Raw genomic sequence first — 20,815 nt, 5'->3', positions numbered from 1 at the left:
AAATGCAGGCTTGGGTATATATTGGCTGACTACAAAACAAAAAACCCCGCAAAGGCGGGGTTTTTAACTACCTTACTGATTACTCAGTTACGATAGTTACGTATTTACGGTTTAAAGGACCTTTTTGTTCAAACTGAACTTTACCATCTGCTTTTGCGAAGATAGTGTGGTCTTTACCGATACCTACGTTAGTACCAGGGTGGAAACGAGTTCCACGCTGACGAACAATGATGCTACCCGCTAGAACTGATTCGCCACCAAAACGCTTAACACCTAGGCGTTTGCTTTCTGAATCGCGACCGTTACGAGTACTACCAGCTGCTTTTTTATGTGCCATTTCTAAGTACCTCTAATTAAGCGCTAATGCTAGTGATTTTAACTTCAGTGAACCATTGACGATGGCCCATTTGCTTACGAGAATGCTTACGGCGTCTAAATTTAACAACCTTAATCTTCTCACCGCGACCATGTGAAACAACCTCAGCTGTTATCTTGCCACCGTTTACGAACGGTACACCGATCTCGATTTTCTCACCATCAGCAACTAAAAGTACTGAATCAAATTCTACTGCCGCACCAGTTTCAACGTCTAATTTTTCAAGACGAATCGTTTGACCTTCAGTCACACGATGCTGTTTACCACCACTTTGGAAAACCGCGTACATAATTAACTCCGTCTGTGCACCCTCAAATCGGCGCAACTAAAATATTCTTCGATAGGGCGCGAAGTTTACGCTAACGCGAAATAACTAGCAAGCCTATTTTGTAATTAAAATGAATAAAAAGTAGCTGCTTTGAGAGCAATTCAATATTTACCCCATTTTATATTAATTGGCCCTTTTGCCAAGCGCTTTTTAACTCTTAGCCGAAATAAATTAATGTACTCAAATATGACCCTCACAGCTCAATATCTAAGCACACCATAAACTGTATATTGATTATCAATTAATCAGTTATCTTGGCTAATTCAGTCTAAATTAAGTACTTTAATAGTGTTTTTTCAATCAATCGTCACAAAATATCGAGCTAGTGCATTTTTTGTTGTACAATCTGCGCCGTTCACACATAAAAATTGGCTCGGAGATCAATGGATATAAAAGCTATCCAGGCGTTAATCGAAAGCGATATGAATGACGTCAATCAACTTATACATGCGCAAATGCGCTCAGATGTGGCGTTAGTTAATCAGCTTGGTTTATATATAGTTAGCAGTGGCGGCAAACGCGTTCGTCCAATGCTGGCTATTTTAGCAGCCAAAGCGCTCGGTTATCAGGGTAAAGATCACATAACACTTGCAACAATTGTTGAGTTTATCCATACAGCAACGCTATTGCATGATGATGTTGTAGATGAATCAAACTTACGACGTGGCACGCCTACAGCAAATGCTGAATTTGGTAATGCTGCTAGCGTATTGGTTGGTGACTTTATTTACACTCGCTCATTTCAGCTTATGGTTGGCCTTGGAAAAATGCAGATTATGCAAGTACTTGCCGATGCAACAAACATTATTGCTGAAGGTGAAGTATTGCAGCTGATGAACTGCAATGACCCAGATACGACTGAAGCCAGCTATATGCAGGTTATTTACTCTAAAACAGCTAAATTATTTGAAGCAGCTACAGGCCTTGCTGCCATTATCACAGAGCAAGACCAAGCGACACTTGATGCACTAAACCTATACGGTATGCATTTAGGTACTGCGTTTCAACTCGTAGATGACGTACTCGATTACAATGCAGATGCTGAGCAGCTAGGTAAAAACATTGGCGATGATTTAGCTGAAGGCAAACCAACCCTTCCGCTTATTTATGCTATGCAACATGGTAGCGAGCAGCAAACGCAGCTCATTCGTGATGCAATAGAGCACAGTAATGGTATGGAGCATTTAGAAGAAATTTTAACTGCACTAAAACAAACTAATGCGCTTGAGTTTACAATGCAAAAAGCAGAGCTTGAGGCCGAAAAAGCCATTGCCTGTTTAGACTTTTTAGCTGAGTCTGACTATAAGCAAGCACTTATAAGCCTTGCCCGTATTGCGGTTGACCGCGACCACTAGTTTTAACTAGTTACACAGTGTGACATTAATTCTGAGCAATAAAAAAGCCTGCAAATGCAGGCTTTTTTGTTGCTTAAACCGGCTATTACGCCATGAAATCAACACCTTCTTTGATGTCTTTTTTCAGAGTTTCAAGCATGTCATTTTTTGCTTTTGTTTCAAATGCGCTTAGTTCGCCGTAAGAAAGAATTTCTTCTACGCCGTTTTTACCTAAACGTACTGGATGTGCAAAGTACTCTGCATCGCCATTTTCAACAGCAACGTAAGCGTAATCTACAACTTCTTCACCTTGTAGGCCTTTAACTAAAGACATACAAAAACGAGCTGCAGCAGCACCCATAGATAGCGTAGCTGAACCACCGCCTGCTTTAGCATTTACAACTTCAGTACCCGCATTTTGGATACGTGGAGTAAGTGCAGCAACTTCTTCATCAGTGAAAGAAACACCTTTAACTTGAGAAAGTAGAGGAAGAATAGTTGTGCCTGAGTGACCACCAATTACTGGTACTTTAACAGTTGCTACGTCTACGCCTTTAAGTTCAGCAACAAATGCTTCTGAACGAATAACGTCAAGCGTAGTAATGCCGAATACGCGTTTAGCGTCGTAAGTACCTGCTTTTTTGAATACTTCAGCAACGATTGGAACTGTGCCATTTACTGGGTTAGTAATAATACCTACTAACGCTTTAGGACAGCTAGCAACAATGCCTTCTGCTAAAGTTTTGATGATACCAGCATTTACATTAAATAAATCAGCACGATCCATACCTGGTTTACGTGGCATACCCGCTGGGATAAGAACGATGTCAGAGCCTTCAAGCGCTTTGTTTAATTCGTCTGCGCCAAAGCCTGCTACTTTAACATCTGTTGGGATGTGAGAAAGGTCAACCGCAACACCTGGTACTACTGGTGCAACATCATAAAGTGATAATTCAGAGCCAGCTGGTAAGCCTGTTTTTAATAATAAAGACAACGCTTGGCCGATACCGCCTGCAGCACCTAATACAGCAACTTTCATTGGAATTCTCCGTAATTTGAGGTAGGAAACATTTGTGGCTCTTAAGATAATGAAATTAGCGACTAAAAACAAATTTATCCTGTCTATTTCAAGTATATTTTCGACCATAGTCGTAAACTTTTGTGATTTAACGCATCAAACTGGCAAGTTAACTAAACAACTGCTGCATAATTATTCATTTTTGTGTAGAATTTGCGGCATAAATAACAAAAACGAATAAAGACTATGCAACCACAAGATAAACAAGAAGCACTAGTAAAAGCATTTAAATCACTATTAAAAGAAGAAAATTTTGGCTCTCAAGGCGAAATAGTTGATGCATTAAAAGATCAAGGCTTTGACAATATAAGCCAAAGTAAAGTATCGCGCATGCTAAGTAAATTTGGTGCTGTACGCACACGTAACGCCAAACAAGAAATGGTTTACTGCTTACCAGCTGAAATGGGTGTACCTACGGCTAAAAGCCCATTACGCCAATTAGTAATCGACATTATGCACAACGAAATGATGATCATTATTCGTACCAGTCCAGGCGCCGCTCAGCTTATCGCTCGTTTATTAGATTCATTAGGTAAAGCAGATGGCGTACTAGGAACAATTGCAGGCGACGATACTATTTTTATCGCTCCTGCTAAAATATCTGAAATAGATGTAACACTTGAACGTGTTCGCATTTTATTTGATACGGTTTAATAGCAAACTAAATTTGTTTTAAAAACCCGACTGAAGGCGCAAAGAAAGCAGAACCCATATCGGCTTGAGTAAAATCAAGCCAGTGGTCGTAACAATCCCCTTCCCCTAAACGACTATTAAGTACTTTTTCAAATGCGGTGCCCGTACAAGCGCATGTAATTGATAACATTCCCTGCTCATACACATCGCCATAAGGCATGCTCTGATTTAATAATAGCGGTTGTCCGTCTTCGTCTTTTAGCTCACTTCGCGAAGCATGGCTGGTTTCGATCGCGGGGGTAATTAGCGTGTTATCAAGGCGCGTACGCCCCATTATTTGTTCTTGCTCGCTCAATGATAAGTGCTGCCACATAGTTAAATCATGCTTATAACGCTGTACATGAATATAACTCCCCTGATCTTCAAAATTGCCAGGGTTACTAATTAAAGCCGTAGCGCGCTTTTTTCTTCCATGTGCGGTGTCGCCACCATAAATAAAACCATTAAAATCACGACCATCTAAAAAGCGAAAATTACGAATTTGCTCCACCAGCTCAACATCGGGGGCAAATAGTTTTAAAATTTGCAGCGCAAATAAATGGTTAACGTCTTCACGGTCAGAGCGAATTTGCACAAATAAATCGCACGGTTGTACGCTCATTTGATGATCGCTATGGTTTATATTAGGAAAGCTCTGTAATTCGCTTGGGATGTATTCAGGGAGGATATGCGGCCAATATTGCGCACCAATAGCAACCATACAAGAGAGCATTGATTCTGAAAATTGATCGCTAAATTCTTCTTCAATAGCGCTTACTTGTTTTAACTTTGCGCGAAGTGATTCATCTTGACCATCAAACACATTAAAAAATAAGTGCAAACCGTGTAAGTTTGCTTCAGCACAAATCCCTGATTGCGCTTGCGCCATTGTTATTCCTTAGTTTTACAGATAAAAACACAGCGAATAACAAATTAATTACGATTCGAAAAAATTCACCGTGTGAGGTTTTATTTTTATTATAACCTGCTCATTATTTTCAAATGACTGGCCATATTGTGCAGCAACTTCAATTTCTTGTTTATCAATAACAAGTGAATAAACATACGCCGAACCAATAAAGCGACGACTTATGATTGTAGCTCGCTTGCTGAGTTTGTCACTTTGGTTATCTGCCACTAATTCTATTTGATGAGGGCGCACATATATAAGCCCTGCACTTACGTTTTGCTTACTCTCAATATAAGATTCGACTAAACCAAATGGTGTTTTGTATTCAGTTGCTGTTAATACTTCTGCGCTCAAGTATATGCCTTGACCCAGAAACTCTGCAACCTCCTTTGAACATGGAGCTGCAAAAAGCTGCTCGGGCGTGCCTTGTTGCTCAATTTTACCGCGATGCATAATGGCAAGTGTATCTGAAAAGGCAAACGCCTCTTCTTTTGAATGTGTAACAAACACAGCAGACACTTGAGTTGCTTTAATAATTCGACGTATATCGGCAATTAATTCAAAGCGCACTTGTGTGTCGATGTTTGAAAAAGGCTCATCAAGGAGTAATAAACTAGGTTTATAAGCTAATGCACGAGCGATAGCGACGCGTTGCTGTTGGCCACCCGATAACTGATGTGGAAACCTGTCAGCACAGCCAATTAAATGTACAAGCTTAAGCATTTCATCAACGCGTTGCTGCTTTTGAGCTTTACTCATTTTACTAAGCCCAAATGCAATATTATTTGCCACCGTTAAATGCGGAAACAACGCATAATCTTGAAACATCATGCCGATGTTACGATGCTCAGGTGAGACAAACGATTGCTCATCACTCACTAATTTACCGTCTATAAAAATAGACCCTTGCTTGGCTTCAATTAAACCTGCAATCGCTTTTAATGTGGTTGTTTTTCCGCATCCACTCGCCCCGAGTAGGCAAACAATTTCGTCTTTACCTACTGTTAAATCTAAATCGTGAATAACCTTTGTGCCGTTATAGTGATAGCTCACGCCTTGTAAAATTAAACTACTCATTTAACTACGCTGCTCCATAGAACGATTAATAAAATACAAAGGAATAAACCCAACAATAACAATAAATAATGCAGATATTGAAGCGAGCTCTAATTGCTCGTCACTCACATACTGAAATACATGAGTAGCTAAGCTTTCAAAATTAAACGGTCTGAGCAATAGCGCAGCTGGCAACTCTTTCATACATTCAATAAATACCAATAGGGCTGCAGTGAGTAACCCTCTTCGCAGTAAAGGTAGATGCACTAAACGCAGCGTTTGCCCTTGGCTTTTACCCATTGATTGGCTTGCCATATCAAGTGATGGACTAATACGTAAAAAACTCGACTCAATTGCTCCGTGTGCAATGGCGTAAAACCTAACAATATAAGCAATAATAATAGTAAGAATGCTACCTGTAAGCAGTAAGCCAATATCTAAATTATACGGCTCGAGCGCTGTGTTAATGGTGTTCTCTAACAATGTAAGAGGTAACAAAACCGCAATAGCGAGTACAGTTCCTGGCAGCGCATAGCCTGTGCTTGCTAAACGCCCAGGAATAAGCGGATACGTTTGCTTTGCAACACGCTGATAAAAAACCACAAAAACACTCAATGTAATGGTTATAACACTTACAACTCCTGCCACTTTTAAACTTTGCCAAGCGTAACTAAAAAACTCTACATCCCATGCTTTATCAAAGTAGGTAATGGCGTAATTTATAAGTACTGCAATAGGAATTACAAAAGCGATAAGTAAAATAAAGCTACAAAATGCCGTTGCGAGCCAAGCAGACTTTCCTTTTAATACATAGAGCGATTCGCTATTTACACTTGATTGTCGCTCAAATACCGCTTGGTTTCTGCGACTAAAACGCTCTGCCATTAATGCTAAAAATAACAGCAGTAACATCACACCCGATATTTTAGCGGCCGCTGTAAGTGAGTAATAACCAAACCACGTATCGTATACGGCAGTCGTTAATGTACTTACGGCAAAATAACTCACTGTTGCAAAGTCGGCCATGGTTTCCATACTAATAAGTGCAAGAGCCGCCACAATTGCCCCACGAGAGAGCACTAAGCTGACTTTAAAAAAGCTTTGCCAAGGAGATAACCCCATTAACTGACTAGCTTGTACTAATTTGAATGACTGCTCGCGAAGGGCCGTTTTAAAAATTAAAAATAAATACGGGTAAAGCACCAAGGCAATCATAACGATGGCGCCGGGTAGTGTACGTATATCAAAAAACCAATAGTCGCTAGGCGATTGCCAGCCAAACCATTCTCTCAGTGCTATTTGCACCGGGCCCGCATAATCTAATAAATCAGTGTATACATAGGCAATAATATAGGTAGGCATAGCAAGGGGCAGCATAAGTGCCCATTCAAACTGTTTTTTACCCGGGAAACTACAGTAAGCCGTTAGCCACCCAAGCGGCAAAGCTATGGCGCAGCTCAGGACGCAAACACCTAAAACTAACAATACGGTATTGGTTATGTAATCCCAAAGCACGGTATCCCACAGGTGAGAAAACACCTCAGAGCTACCTTGTAGAGATTCAAAAAGAAGAAAAAACAACGGGGCCGATAGAATTAAGCCAGTCGACCACGCAAAGAGCTGCCATTTAGACAGCTTAAATTTATTAGTCATTAAAGATCGAACTTCACCTCATCAATTAGCTTAAGCGCTAACGGACGATATTTACTAATCTCATCAAGTGGCAAGCTGTCTTCTTTAAAACTCCCCCAAGACGCAACCAAACTTGATAGTTCAACACCCGACTTAACTGGATACTCCATATTTAATGAGGCATACATGTTTTGTGCTTTGCTGTCGGTCATATATTCTATGAGCTTTAATGCATTTTCAGGGTTTTTAGCATATTTGGTAATAACCGCACCCGAAACATTTATGTGTGAGCCACGATTAGTTTGATTCGGAAAGTTAATATTTACGGCCTCTGCCCAACCTTTTTGTTCTTTATCTTCTAGCATTTTACCAAGGTAGTAACTATTACCTAATGCCAAGTTACATAAACCTTCTTTAACGGCTTTAACTTGAGCACGATCGTTACCTTGAGGTTTACGTGCTAAATTAGCCTTAACACCTTCAAGCCACTCTTTGGTTTGCGCTTCACCATGGTGTGCAATCATAGAAGCTACTAAACCTAAATTATATGGATGTTTGCCAGAGCGCGTACAAATTTGTCCTTTGTATTTAGAGTCTGCTAAATCTTCATAAGTGAGCTTAGGTAACTCACCAACTCGCTCTTTTGATGAATACACATTACGCACTCGCTTAGTAAGCGCAACCCATTGGCCATCACCGTCACGAAAGGCTGCTGGAACATTATTATTTACACTGTCACTTTTTATAGTTTGTGTTAATTTTAAATCTTCTAATTGAATAAGCGCGCTAAAGTTAGAGGTTAATACTAAATCAGCTTTACTGTGCTTGCCTTCGCGTTTAACACGCTCAATTAGCCCTTTTTTAGCAAAAACAACATTGGTTTTTATGCCTGTTTGCTTTGTAAAATCTTCTAAAATTGGCTGAATTAAAAACGGTTGACGAAAAGAGTAGATGTTAACAACATCGTTTGCAAAGACTGGTGCCGATGCAACTACCCCTAAAACAAGTGCAAATACTTTCTTCATTATTCCACCTAAATAACTGTTATTATCAACGAATTCTACCGTGCTCATTCTAAAAGTGCACACTTTAAATAAATGTAAATATGTAAATAACGCCCAAAAAGGAAATACGGTGTAAGAGATGTCTTACGGATGTGACAGCTAATGAGTAAAAAACAAGATAAAAAACAACCTAAAAACAGTTAAACCCATGAATTATATTAAATTTATTTTTATTACTATTGCAAAAACACTAATTGAACGTAGTTTTATCTCTATTTTAGTTGCTCTATTGCACTATAATTTACGCATCAATCAAGCAATGACGCTTATTGAGTAAAAGGAAACGGACTGCTTACTCAACCAACCAATGATTAGGTTATCAGGACAACACGGATTTTAGGACAGGCTCAGGATGAGTATCACAACGCAATGTTGTAAAAAGGACAGCGTCAGGAAGATGCGAAAAGGATAACAACAAGGCTAAGTTGTTCAACAGGATGTTGAAGGAATAAATGGACAGGCCTTTAAGGCAACACAAGGGATTGGTTAAAACAAGGATACACTAGGAAGTGTAATTAAGGATTTGGTAATAGTATTTACCCTACAGGATGTTTAGGAATTTAAGGATACAGGCCCGGACGGTCTACATTACATAGAACTAAAAAGTAATATAGTAATAAACATGGATTAGTGAAAATTGGAGTTGATTAAGTTCAATTGCAGGATGCAGAAAATTAGAAGATTCCGCAAGCGCGCCTAGAGATAGAGCGCGCTTTTCTTTGCCTAAAATTTGGGTTGAGTAAAGCTCTGAGCAACTATCACTAATTTTTACTGAGTAATATATCGCATCCCTGCCAATCAATGCTAAGACCTTAAAATACTTTATTTATATTTTAAATTTCGCTAAGTTTTTTATTAATTGCGCCGATAACTAAATAACGCAAGGATCATAAATACTCAATGGATATGAATTTTAAAACATCTCAAAGTAATGCCTTTTTATGTAAAGTATCAGACGCAAGTACAGCAAAACCAATTGGTGTTTTTAGTGCCCAAACTCCCAACGAAAATCCGTATAAAGCTTTATTTAACCCCAAAGGTTATAACTTTTTAAATATGCCAATGAGTGAGTTTAAAAATATACTTAACGAAATTATTAAGTTAGAACGCGATATTCGTATTAGCAAGTGGGGTGAAGGTGCTCGACCTGATGAGTTTAGTTATCAACTTAATAGAATAGCAAACGCAATTGCAACGACTCAATTTAATGGCAAAATAGACATTAGCTGCTACTTTTTAAAACGAGTTGAAGAAGCAAAAGAAATGATTGGTGAAGACTGTATCTCGTTTATTCAAGTGCATAATAGTATAAGTCAATTGTATAATACTGTTTTACAATTAACATCTGAAGAAGGCTTCAGAGCTATTCAAAATAAAGCACTTGCTCACTTAAAAAATCAGCAAGCATTTGCTTAGCTTCGTAAAATTAATCTTCTAGCGGTCGGCCCTTGTTGCGCTTACCCAATAAATAGGCATCACGAAACTTAATAAAATGCTGCTCTAATTTTGTCGATGCATCCATTTCGCCCGCAAGTGCTAATACCATAATAGCCACTTCAGCAGTGCCTAGTTGATGTGCATGAGGGGCTACACGTAATCGGTAATCAGATAGTTTATCAGCAGTAACAGAAAGTACAGGCAAGTTATCTAAATAAGGGCTTTTGCGAATCATTTTTTTAGCTTCGCGCCACGTACCATCTAAGAATATAAATAGCGGCTTTTTACCTGATTCAATACTCACTTCTGTAATGGCTCTGCCCTCTTCTACATCTTCTGCGGGAAAGACGACCATAGGCTGATACTGCGAATCATTTATTAAAGCTAAAAGAGCGGGGTTAGGATCTGTTCTATCCCATCTAAATGCGTGGTTATCTGGCACTATTTCAGCAATTAAACGCCCTGTATTAGAAGGTTTAAAGCTTTCATTATGATACATCAGTAAGCATACAGCGGCCTTACAATCTGCATGCTCAACACCTTTACAAATACAGTAGTGCTTAGCAATCAGGCATTGTTCACAGCGATCTAATTTACCGCCTCGAGCATTAAACTCTCGACGAGATTCACTTATTTGTTGAGCGCGTAATGCTAGAACTGAGTTTTTCACTGTATTTACCTTCAATTAATTAAGCGCGCATTGTAACGACTTCTTGTTATTTAATCTTATATTTATCTAAGTTAAAAATAGACATAAAAAAACCCAACCGAAGTTGGGTTTTTCAAGCAAATACTAAAAAGTTAAATTACTTCTTTTTAGCTGCTTTTTTGTTTGGTAAATCAGTGATTGAACCTTCAAAGATTTCAGCTGCAAGGCCGATTGATTCGTTCAATGTTGGGTGAGCATGAATTGTAAGCGCTAAGTCTTCACCATCAGCACCCATTTCAATACCTAAACCGATTTCGCCAAGCATTTCGCCCGCGTTAATACCGATCATAGCACCACCGATTATACGGCCACTTTCTTTATCAAAGATAAGTTTAGTAGAACCTTCAGTACGAGCAGATGCAATTGCACGACCAGATGCTGCCCACGGGAATACCGCAGTTTCAACTTTTAAGCCTTGCTCTTTTGCTTCTTTCTCAGTAACACCTACCCAAGCGATTTCTGGGTCTGTGTACGCAATTGAAGGAATACATTTAGGGTCGAAGAAATGCTTCTGACCAGAAATAACTTCTGCAGCAACATGACCTTCATGAACCGCTTTATGCGCAAGCATAGGCTGCCCAACTAAGTCACCAATTGCAAAAATATGGCTTACGTTAGTACGTAATTGCTTATCAACATTAATAAAGCCACGCTCATCAACGTTTACGCCTGCTTTTTCAGCATCAAGTAAGTTACCGTTTGGAGTACGGCCAACTGCAACAAGTACTTTGTCGTAACGTACTGGTTCTGCTGGTGCGTTTTTACCTTCAAACGTTACGTATAAGCCGTCTTCTTTAGCTTCAACACCAACAACTTTAGTTGAAAGCATTACGTTGAATTTTTTGCTTACGTATTTTTGGTAAATTTTGATAATGTCTTTATCAGCGGCTGGTACTAATTGATCAGCAAATTCTACAACATCAATTGCAGAACCTAGCGCACGGTAAACCGTACCCATTTCAAGACCGATAATACCACCACCCAATACAAGTAGTTTTTCTGGTACGTCTTTAAGTTCTAATGCACCAGTTGAATCAATTACACGGTCATCTTCTGGGATGAAAGGTAAGTTAACTGGTTTAGAACCTGCTGCAATAATCGCGTTATCAAACGTGATAGTTGTAGCGCCGTCTGCGCCTTCAACTACTAAAGTATTGCTGCCAGTGAATTTGCCGTATCCAGATACAACTTTCACTTTACGCATTTTGGCCATGCCTTCTAGTCCACCAGTTAACTGGCCAACTACAGAATCTTTCCAAGTACGAACTTGGTCAAGATCGATTTTTGGTGCGCCAAAAGTAACACCGTGAGATGACATTTCTGCTGCGTCATCAATCACTTTAGCTACGTGTAAAAGTGCTTTAGAAGGAATACAACCAACATTAAGACATACGCCACCTAATGTTTCGCGAGATTCTACTAATGTAACTTCTAAGCCCAAGTCAGCAGCACGGAAAGCCGCAGAATAACCACCAGGACCACCGCCTAGTACAACAACTTGAGTTTTTAATTCGTTGCTCATGCTTTTACCTTAATTGTTTGAACGGGACACTGCCCTAAAATTTAACTGCCATGTTTCTGCAAGGCAGAAAGAGTGAGCAGCGCACAAAGTGATGCAATTCGTACAAAGATTGTATCATTGCAAATGGTAAAAATCCCAGCTAAAAACAACTGGCTGGGATTTGATTCTATTTATTTTATTGCGTATACCAATTTTACTAAACTGGTTACATCACCAACTGGCGAATATCGCTCATGTAACTTGCAAGAGTCACAGTAAAGCGTGCAGCTAATGCTCCGTCAATAACCCTATGGTCGTATGACATAGACAGCGGAACCATTAGTTTTGGTTCAAACTCTTTGCCATTCCATTTAGGTTTCATTTCAGATTTAGATACACCTAAAATAGCAACTTCTGGCGCATTAACAATCGGCGTAAATGCCGTACCGCCGATACCGCCAAGGCTAGAGATAGTAAAACAGCCACCTTGCATATCAGACGATGTAAGCTTACCGTCACGTGCTTTAACAGATACTTCCATTAGTTCACGTGATAATTCAATAATGCCTTTTTTATCAACATCTTTAAACACTGGCACTACTAAACCATTTGGCGTATCAACAGCAACACCAATGTTAATGTACTTCTTAAGAATTAAACTTTCGCCGTCGTTAGACAGTGAAGAATTAAATGTTGGGAAGTCTGCAAGTGCTTTAGCCGCTGCTTTCATCACAAACACAAGTGGTGTGATTTTAACGCCAAGCTTTTTCTTCTCGCTAAGTGCATTTTGCTCTTTACGGAATACTTCAAGACTTGTGATATCAGCTTCATCAAACTGTGTAACATGTGGGATTTGTACCCAGTTACGGTGTAAGTTTTTACCTGATAGCTTTTGAATGCGAGACAGTTTTTTCTCTTCAATTTCGCCAAATTTAGCAAAATCTACTTTAGGCCATGGAATAAGACCAAGCTCACTACCACCTGCGCTACTGCCTGCAGATAATTGACCAGATTCAACTTGCTTAACTAGGTTTTTAACGTAGTTTTGCACGTCTTCTTTAACTATACGGGCTTTGCGACCAGTGCCTTTAACGTTAGCTAGGTTAATACCAAACTCACGCGCTAAACGGCGAACAACGGGTGATGCATGAGCATACGCGCTGTTTTCTGTGAAGCTTTCATTACTTGCTTTTGCAGGTGCTGCTTGAGCCGGTGCTGACTCAGTTTTAGCCGCTGCTGCAGGTGCTGATTTTTCAGCTGGTGCAGATGCCGCTGGCGCACTGCCTGCAACTTCAAATACAAAAATTAATGAACCAGTCGATACTTTATCGCCAGCGGCTACTTTAATTTCTTTAACTGTACCTGCAAATGGAGCTGGTACTTCCATTGCAGCTTTGTCGCCTTCAACGTTTAAGATTGATTGATCTTCTGAAACTTCGTCGCCAACGGCAACCATAATTTCAGTTACTTCAACTTCATCGCCACCAATATCAGGTACATTAACTTCTTTAGTGCTTGGTGCTGAACTTGCTGTTGAGCTATCAGCTGGCGCTTCTACAGGAGCCGACTCTTTAGCCGGTGCTGCAGATTCACTTCCTGCTACTTCAAAAACAAACACTAACGAGCCTGTTTTAACTGTGTCGCCAGCGGCTACTTTAATTTCTTTAACTGTACCGGCAAATGGAGCTGGAACTTCCATTGCTGCCTTGTCGCCTTCCACGTTTAAGATAGATTGCTCTTCTTCAACAGTGTCACCAACAGCAACCATGATTTCAGTTACTTCAACTTCATCATCGCCAATATCTGGTACGGTTACTTCTTTAATTGAAGAGCCTGTAGAAGCAGCTGGTGCTGCCTCTTCAGATTTAGCTGGAGCAGCGGCTGATGTATTTTCCTCATCAGTGCCTTCACTCTCGCCTTCAAATAAAAATACTAAAGAGCCTGTTGTAACGGTGTCGCCAACGTTAACTTTAATCTCTTTTACAGTCCCCGCTTGAGAAGCAGGTATTTCCATTGATGCTTTGTCGCCTTCAACATTTAGTAATGATTGGTCAACATCTACTTTATCGCCAACGCTTACTAATATTTCGGTTACTTCTACTTCGTCGTCACCAATATCAGGTACTTTAATTTCAATACTCATTGCAAACCTCTTATGCGTACAGTGGGTTAAGTTTGTTAGTGTCGATGTTGAACTTTTTAAGTGCTTCAACAACTACTGACTTCTCAACTTCACCGCGTTTAGCAAGTTCAGATAACGTAGCAACAACAACGTAGCTTGCGTTAACTTCAAAGTGACGACGTAGGTTTTCACGGCTATCAGAACGACCGTAACCATCTGTACCTAACACTTTGTAGTTGCTGCTTGGAATGAATGAACGCGCTTGTTCTGCGTAGTTTTTCATGTAATCCGTTGCTGCAACAGTCACAGAGTCGTTTAATACGCTTGTGATAAATGCTGTTTTTTGCTCGCTTTCAGGATTAAGCATGTTGAAACGCTCAACATCTTGACCATCACGCGTTAGCTCATTGAAAGATGTTACTGAGTAAACATCTGATGCAATACCATATTCTTCGCTTAAGATTGAAGCAGCTTTGCGCACTTCAGTCATAATAGTACCTGAGCTTAATAGCTGTACGTTGGCTTTTTTACCTTCGTAACTTTCAAGCTTGTAAATACCTTTACGAATACCTTCTTCAGCGCCTTCTGGCATAGCTGGCTGATGGTAGTTTTCGTTCATAAGCGTTAGGTAGTAGTAAATATTTTCTTGGTCGTCACCGTACATACGACGAATACCGTCTTGTACAATAACTGCAACTTCAAACGCGTAAGTTGGGTCATAAGAAACACAGTTAGGAACCGTGTTTGCAAGAATGTGGCTGTGACCATCTTCGTGTTGTAAGCCTTCACCATTTAGCGTTGTACGACCCGCTGTAGCACCTAATAAGAAACCACGTGCTTGTTGATCGCCCGCCATCCATGCCATGTCGCCAACACGTTGGAAACCAAACATAGAGTAGTAAATGTAGAATGGGATCATTGGTAAATCGTTAGTGCTGTATGATGTTGCAGCAGCAACCCATGACGACATAGCACCTAACTCATTGATACCTTCTTGCAATACTTGACCTGAAGTTGCTTCTTTATAGTAAGAAACAATATCACGATCCTGTGGCGTGTAGTTTTGGCCATGCGGGTTGTAAATACCGATTTGACGGAATAAACCTTCCATACCAAATGTACGCGCTTCATCTGCAATAATTGGTACGATATTTTTACCAATGCCTTTATCTTTTAATAAGATATTAAGTGCACGAACAAAGCCCATAGTAGTAGATATATCACGCTTTTGCTCTTCAAGTAGTGGCTTAAATGCATCTACTTCTGGCAACGTAAGTTTTTCACTAAAACGTGGAATACGCTTAGGTGTGTAACCTTTAAGCTCATCACGACGCGCATGTAGGTACTTGTACTCAGGTGAACCTTCTTCAAGCTCTAGGTATGGTAATTCTTTTAATTGCTCTTCAGATACTAAGTCATCAAGACCAAGGCGTGAACGTAAATGTGCAACATGCGACATGTCCATTTTTTTCACTTGGTGTGCAATGTTTTTACCTTCAGCTGCTTCACCCATGCCGTAACCTTTTACAGTTTTAGCAAGAATTACAGTTGGACGACCTTTTGTCTCTTCTGCTTTTTTAAATGCAGCAAATAGTTTTGATGGCTCATGACCACCACGCTTAAGCGCAAAAATTTCATCATCTGTCATATCTGCAACAAGGGCAGCTGTTTCAGGGTAGCGACCAAAGAAATGCTCGCGCACATATGCGCCATCTTTAGCTTTATATGTTTGGTAATCGCCATCAATTGTTTCGTTCATCAATTGTAGTAATTTACCTGTTGTGTCTTTAGCAAGCAGAATATCCCAACCGCTGCCCCACACTAGTTTAATTACGTTCCAGCCAGCGCCTTTAAACAAGCCTTCTAACTCTTGAATAATTTTACCGTTACCCATAACTGGGCCGTCTAAACGCTGTAAGTTACAGTTGATTAAATAACAAAGGTTATCTAGTTTTTCACGTGCAGCGAAAGAAATAGCACCACGTGATTCCGGCTCATCCATTTCACCGTCACCTAAAAACGCATATACACGTTGGTTTTTAGTGTCTTTTAAGCCACGACCATCTAAGTATTTTAAGAAGCGTGCTTGATAAATTGATGAAATAGGACCTAAGCCCATTGATACCGTAGGGAACTGCCAAAACTCAGGCATTAACTTAGGGTGTGGGTACGATGGTAAGCCTTCGCCATCAACTTCTTGGCGGAAGTTATCTAGTTGCGCAGCCGATAAACGACCTTCAACAAATGCACGTGCGTAAATACCTGGAGAAATATGACCTTGGTAATAAACTAAGTCACCACCGTCTACATCATTTGGTGCTTTAAAGAAGTGGTTAAAACACACTTCATAAAATGCAGCAGATGATTGGTAAGACGCCATATGGCCGCCTAAGTCGAGATCTTTTTTAGATGCACGTAGAACGATCATAATCGCGTTCCAACGTATAATTGAACGAATACGACGTTCAAGATTTACATCACCTGGGTAAGCAGGCTCTTGATCTACAGGAATAGTATTAACGTAGTTCGTGGTAATACCCGTTGGCATATCAACGCCGTCTAAACGGGCTTGCTCTAATACTTGCTCAAGTAAAAACTGAGCTCGTTCAACACCTTCTTCGCGCACAACTGATTCAAGAGCTTGTAACCACTCTTGTGTTTCTAGCGCGTCTACGTCAATTTTATTGACTTCAGACATATGGAGGTTTCCTTATGTTTAAAATACGAATATTGTTAATTTAATATCACAGCTACTTAATTTGTGTGTTCAAAGTAGTTATGTACTAACTTAATTTTGTTTAGTGCGTCTTAAACTACGTTCAATTCGCGAATGTTCTTTGCCTGCTTCAAGTAGTGCTTCTTCGATAAATGCTAAGTGCGCATTACTTGCTAAACGGGCTTGTTCTGGATTACCGTCAATAACGGCATCCATTAATAAACGCCTGTGTTGGGCTAACTGACTGCTAATATCTGACTTTTTTAATAGAACAGTTAAATTTTGCAATACATTTTGCTCAAGCAGCGCTTTCATACCTCTAACTAAATGCAGTAACACCACATTGTGCGAGGCTTCTGCCACGCTAAAGTGAAATGCATTAATTGCTTTTGCTTTTTGCTGTAAATCATCATTAACTAAGGCAATTTCATCAAAGCTTTGTTTTACTTTGCTAAAATCGTTGCTGGTCCCGCGCAGTGCTGCGTAGTAAGCAGCAATCCCTTCTAATGCATGACGAAATTCAAGTAAATCAAACTGCGACTCAGGGTGTTTACTAATCAAATCAAAAAGTGGATCAGTAAGCCCTTCTTCGAGCTGATTTTTTACAAACGTGCCGCCACCTTGGCGACGCGTAACTAAACCTTTCGCTTCTAATTTTTGAATTGCCTCACGCAGTGACGGGCGAGACACTTCAAATTGCTTTGCTAGTTCACGCTCTGGTGGCAACTTTTCACCTGGTGCTAACGAGCCTTCAAGAATCATATTCTCAAGTTGCTGTAAAATAACATCAGATAATTTTGCTGCTTTAATCTTTAAAGACATGAATCAACGTCCGCGTTGTATAAATACCAAGAGCCCATAAAACGGGGCTTTAAGTAGTATGATTTACCCAAAAGGTAAATTGGTCATACCAAAAATTTTCAATACGGTATCAAAAACACTATTAGCTGTCAATTTACAGGTAGTTTGAGCAATTAAAGTAGCGTAACGCATTTTGAACGAAGATCAAACAATGCGCAATTTGCAAAAATTGCTATAACGTATTTGGGATGAAAACAATTGGTCTGACCAGAATGAATTAGAATATTAGCTCTATTTTGTTGTACTTAAAAACTGCAGGAAGAGATTAAAGAACCTTACATTGCATAAGGTACTTTATTAAAAAGGCATCAACTTAAGACAGCCCGCCAAATAATGTAAGCAACGCTATAAGTACTAAGTAAAATAATACATTACGCTTAACAAGTTTAATCATACACGTGGCTTCGTAGGTACAGCCGTAATAACGCTTTTCAACTTGCTCTGCAGCAAGTGCAGTACATGTTACTACTTCGCGATTTGGAGATTTAAAGTTTAGTACGTAACGTAGCCAACAGCTTGTGCCTTTATTAAAGTTACCTATTACTAAATAACCAAAGCTGGTGATGCGTGCAGGTAACCAGTCAAGCCAGAACAGTAGTTTATGTATAAGTTTAAAACGCTTAGCAAATATTACTTTATGATCATCTCGTACTAAATCAGCTAAAGTACGTACCAGTGCATATAAAACTGCGCCCGGCGCGCCTAAAACAACAAACCAAAAAATCACCGCACAGTAAAATCTAAAGTTTACCCATGCCAATGTTTGCCCAAAGGTTTCACCACCATCTTGATCATCAGTACGCTTTTGACCTATTTGCAACGCATATAAAGATGCAGCAGTACCGTCATCTCGCGTTAAGGCATTTAAGTAAGACTTATATAAAGCACGCTGCTTGGCACAACCAAAGCAAACCAAAAGCACAACAATATTAATAGCTAACTGCCATAGTACAAAATCAGATAAGCAATAAATAAACGCTATTGCTATTACCGGGAGTAAAAGCCAAATTAAAAAGCCCAGTGCAGAACTAAATAAGCCTTTGTCACCTAGTAGCTTATTAGAGCGATTTAAATAACCATTTGTGTAATAGCTTATCTGCCAGTAATTAGACCGAGCCCCTAAACGCTCCAGTATTAATGCAATTATTATAGAAACTAAAATCATGGGAATAACTCTCTTAACTTAGTTGTTCAAGCATATTAAAAAACAATGGCCAATTAAAGCTACTGCCAGGATCGGTTTTACGTCCCGGGGCAATATCGCAATGCCCAACAATACGCGAAGGAGTAATTTTTGGATAGCGTTGTATTATAGATTTACTAAGTGTAGTTAATACTTCATATTGCGCTAAAGAATATGGCGTGGTGTCGGTACCTTCAAGCTCAATGCCAATGCTAAAGTTATTACAAGCAGATACGCCCTCAAACTCAGATTGGCCAGCATGCCAAGCACGCTTTTCAAAAGGCACGTATTGTATAACCTCACCGGTACGCTTTATAAAGCAATGGGCCGATACACGTAAATTTTTTAAGTCACTAAAACTCGAGTGAGCATTACAATCAATGCTACCCATAAATAACTCATCAACAAAAGAGGTACCAAACTGCCCGGCTGGCAAAGATATATTGTGAATAACCAATAAAGAAATATCAGCCTCATCAGGGCGTTCATCAAAATGCGAACAAGGCCGCTGCGCTACAGTACTTAACACACCGTTTAAATCTATTTTCATGATACGTTTATTATATAAATATCAAGATATACATAGCACTGATGCTAAAGGATTTATTAAAACAATGATAGTAACAAACAGGTATAAAACCCTACCTGCAAATAATTCAAACCCACACGTAGGTACTAATTTACTATACGCGCTTATCTTTATATTGGTGAAAAGGCAATCGCTTCTCTTTCTTTTGTAAACATAGTAAAATTTGCTTAATTTATTAACGCTTATGAGCATTCCATGTCTATTTCGCACACTCTTATTACTCAGCTTGTTACTCTAGCACTTGACGAAGATTTAAATTATCAAACAGCACAAGAAGGCGATATTACCGCGCAATTGATCCCCCAAAATGAGCAAGCAAGCGCCAAAGTAATCACCCGCGAAGACTGTATTTTTTGCGGAAAAGACATCATCCTTGAAGTATTTAAACAAGTAGACCCAAGCGTTAAGGTTAATGTACTTATTAATGATGGCGACGCAGTTAAAGCAAACAACACATTATTTACAGCCACTGGTTCAGCGCGTTCAATATTAACTGCCGAGCGTACTGCACTTAACTTTGTACAAACGTTATCGGGTACAGCCACTACTACAGCACATTATGTAAAAGAGCTAAGCGGCACGACAACGCAACTACTCGATACACGCAAAACCATACCAGGCCTGCGCGCACTTCAAAAATACGCAGTAAAATGTGGCGGCGGTGCAAATCACCGTATTGGTTTATTTGACGCATTTTTAATAAAAGAAAATCATATAGCGGCTTGTGGCACAATAAACAAAGCAGTAGCTCAAGCTAAACAAAATCACCCAAACAAACCTGTCGAAGTAGAAGTAGAATCACTCCCTGAACTTAAGCAAGCAATTGAAGCTGGCGCCGACATAATTATGCTAGACAACTTTAGCGTAGAGCAAATTAAGCAAGCTGTAATTTTAACCAATAAGCGCGCAAAATTAGAGGTTTCAGGCAATATGACCCTAGAAACGCTCAAAACTTATTCACAAGCGGGCGTCGATTTTATATCCAGCGGGGCGTTAACAAAAAACTTACAATCAATCGATTTATCGATGCGTTTTGAACAATTTTAAAGCAATAACTGCCAATTAATACCGCTAATCGATTGACAAGTTAAGTAAAAAAGCATTAAATAACCCAAAAGGCTTACTTTGTAACAAATTGTTAAATAAAATCGCTTTTTTATAAGAAGATACGTGCTAAATACTAAAATAAAATGGTAGACTAATTCTGTGGTACTATTTTATTTTAAAAGGTAGTCATAAATAACTAG

The 20,815-nt window shown here is 39.5% G+C and carries 19 protein-coding genes; 5 read left to right on the top strand and 14 right to left on the bottom strand.

Annotation, left to right across the window (positions count from 1 at the left end; translation table 11 throughout):
- Positions 1–79 precede the first annotated feature (79 nt).
- Both rpmA and rplU read right to left on the bottom strand, forming a co-directional pair.
- Positions 80–337: a 50S ribosomal protein L27 gene (gene rpmA / locus QMA08_RS12160; RefSeq protein ID WP_002957747.1), complete on the bottom strand. Its 258-nt coding sequence runs from the start codon at positions 335–337 to the stop codon at positions 80–82.
- Positions 338–353: 16 nt separating this feature from the next.
- Positions 354–665, bottom strand: coding sequence for a 50S ribosomal protein L21 (rplU, locus tag QMA08_RS12155; protein WP_002957748.1), 312 nt, complete (start codon positions 663–665; stop codon positions 354–356).
- A 422-nt stretch (positions 666–1,087) separates the two neighbouring features.
- Here rplU and ispB point away from each other — a divergent pair, with 422 nt between their 5' ends.
- Complete coding sequence (ispB, locus tag QMA08_RS12150; protein ID WP_024596483.1) at positions 1,088–2,059, top strand: octaprenyl diphosphate synthase; 972 nt, start codon at positions 1,088–1,090, stop codon at positions 2,057–2,059.
- Between the two features lie 85 nt (positions 2,060–2,144).
- On the opposite strand, the gene mdh is transcribed toward ispB, so the two are convergent.
- Positions 2,145–3,077 (bottom strand): malate dehydrogenase, encoded by a 933-nt coding sequence (gene mdh, locus QMA08_RS12145; RefSeq protein ID WP_290174592.1) that lies wholly within the window; start codon positions 3,075–3,077, stop codon positions 2,145–2,147.
- 225 nt (positions 3,078–3,302) lie between these two features.
- Here mdh and argR point away from each other — a divergent pair, with 225 nt between their 5' ends.
- Positions 3,303–3,770, top strand: coding sequence for a transcriptional regulator ArgR (argR, locus tag QMA08_RS12140; RefSeq protein ID WP_002957753.1), 468 nt, complete (start codon positions 3,303–3,305; stop codon positions 3,768–3,770).
- A gap of 7 nt (positions 3,771–3,777) precedes the next feature.
- Here argR and QMA08_RS12135 read toward each other — a convergent pair whose 3' ends face one another.
- Genes QMA08_RS12135 through QMA08_RS12120 form a run of 4 tightly spaced genes read right to left on the bottom strand, consistent with a single transcriptional unit; the run spans position 3,778 to position 8,411 of the window.
- Entirely contained in the window at positions 3,778–4,677 is a 900-nt protein-coding gene (locus tag QMA08_RS12135; protein WP_010553339.1) for a Dyp-type peroxidase, read from the bottom strand.
- Positions 4,678–4,725: 48 nt separating this feature from the next.
- Entirely contained in the window at positions 4,726–5,775 is a 1,050-nt protein-coding gene (locus QMA08_RS12130) for an ABC transporter ATP-binding protein (RefSeq protein ID WP_290174591.1), read from the bottom strand.
- A complete protein-coding gene (locus QMA08_RS12125; RefSeq protein ID WP_149603256.1) occupies positions 5,776–7,407 on the bottom strand; it encodes an iron ABC transporter permease in 1,632 nt (543 codons plus the stop codon).
- Positions 7,407–8,411: a Fe(3+) ABC transporter substrate-binding protein gene (locus QMA08_RS12120; RefSeq protein ID WP_039488277.1), complete on the bottom strand. Its 1,005-nt coding sequence runs from the start codon at positions 8,409–8,411 to the stop codon at positions 7,407–7,409. The genes QMA08_RS12125 and QMA08_RS12120 overlap by 1 nt, the downstream gene beginning before the upstream one ends.
- Before the next feature lie 187 nt (positions 8,412–8,598).
- On the opposite strand from QMA08_RS12120, the gene QMA08_RS12115 reads away from it, so the two are divergent.
- Both QMA08_RS12115 and QMA08_RS12110 read left to right on the top strand, forming a co-directional pair.
- The gene (locus QMA08_RS12115; protein WP_290174590.1) at positions 8,599–8,727 is read left to right on the top strand and encodes a hypothetical protein; all 129 of its coding nucleotides are present in this window, start codon (positions 8,599–8,601) and stop codon (positions 8,725–8,727) included.
- 623 nt (positions 8,728–9,350) lie between these two features.
- Entirely contained in the window at positions 9,351–9,866 is a 516-nt protein-coding gene (locus QMA08_RS12110) for a hypothetical protein (protein ID WP_290174589.1), read from the top strand.
- A 10-nt stretch (positions 9,867–9,876) separates the two neighbouring features.
- Here the strand turns inward: QMA08_RS12110 and QMA08_RS12105 are convergent, their stop codons facing one another.
- The 7 genes from QMA08_RS12105 to ampD all read right to left on the bottom strand — a co-directional run bounded on the left by QMA08_RS12105 (position 9,877) and on the right by ampD (position 19,529).
- The gene (locus QMA08_RS12105; RefSeq protein ID WP_138489694.1) at positions 9,877–10,557 is read right to left on the bottom strand and encodes a tRNA-uridine aminocarboxypropyltransferase; all 681 of its coding nucleotides are present in this window, start codon (positions 10,555–10,557) and stop codon (positions 9,877–9,879) included.
- Between the two features lie 136 nt (positions 10,558–10,693).
- Positions 10,694–12,118 (bottom strand): dihydrolipoyl dehydrogenase, encoded by a 1,425-nt coding sequence (gene lpdA / locus QMA08_RS12100; protein WP_002957761.1) that lies wholly within the window; start codon positions 12,116–12,118, stop codon positions 10,694–10,696.
- Between the two features lie 205 nt (positions 12,119–12,323).
- Entirely contained in the window at positions 12,324–14,240 is a 1,917-nt protein-coding gene (aceF, locus tag QMA08_RS12095; RefSeq protein WP_002957762.1) for a pyruvate dehydrogenase complex dihydrolipoyllysine-residue acetyltransferase, read from the bottom strand.
- 10 nt (positions 14,241–14,250) lie between these two features.
- On the bottom strand, positions 14,251–16,917 hold the full coding sequence (aceE, locus tag QMA08_RS12090; RefSeq protein ID WP_002957763.1) for a pyruvate dehydrogenase (acetyl-transferring), homodimeric type: 2,667 nt from the start codon (positions 16,915–16,917) through the stop codon (positions 14,251–14,253).
- Positions 16,918–17,007: 90 nt separating this feature from the next.
- Positions 17,008–17,757, bottom strand: a complete 750-nt coding sequence (gene pdhR, locus QMA08_RS12085; RefSeq protein WP_002957764.1) for a pyruvate dehydrogenase complex transcriptional repressor PdhR — start codon at positions 17,755–17,757, stop codon at positions 17,008–17,010.
- Between the two features lie 352 nt (positions 17,758–18,109).
- Complete coding sequence (gene ampE / locus QMA08_RS12080) at positions 18,110–18,961, bottom strand: beta-lactamase regulator AmpE (protein WP_290174588.1); 852 nt, start codon at positions 18,959–18,961, stop codon at positions 18,110–18,112.
- Between the two features lie 13 nt (positions 18,962–18,974).
- The gene (gene ampD, locus QMA08_RS12075) at positions 18,975–19,529 is read right to left on the bottom strand and encodes a 1,6-anhydro-N-acetylmuramyl-L-alanine amidase AmpD (protein ID WP_138489697.1); all 555 of its coding nucleotides are present in this window, start codon (positions 19,527–19,529) and stop codon (positions 18,975–18,977) included.
- A gap of 234 nt (positions 19,530–19,763) precedes the next feature.
- Here ampD and nadC point away from each other — a divergent pair, with 234 nt between their 5' ends.
- Positions 19,764–20,615, top strand: a complete 852-nt coding sequence (nadC, locus tag QMA08_RS12070; protein WP_290174587.1) for a carboxylating nicotinate-nucleotide diphosphorylase — start codon at positions 19,764–19,766, stop codon at positions 20,613–20,615.
- The last annotated feature ends 200 nt before the right edge of the window (positions 20,616–20,815 follow it).

This window comes from Pseudoalteromonas sp. APC 3355, assembly GCF_030407615.1.
Classification (GTDB): Bacteria; Pseudomonadota; Gammaproteobacteria; order Enterobacterales; family Alteromonadaceae; genus Pseudoalteromonas; species Pseudoalteromonas distincta.
This window is presented reverse-complemented; position numbering and strand designations above follow the sequence as displayed.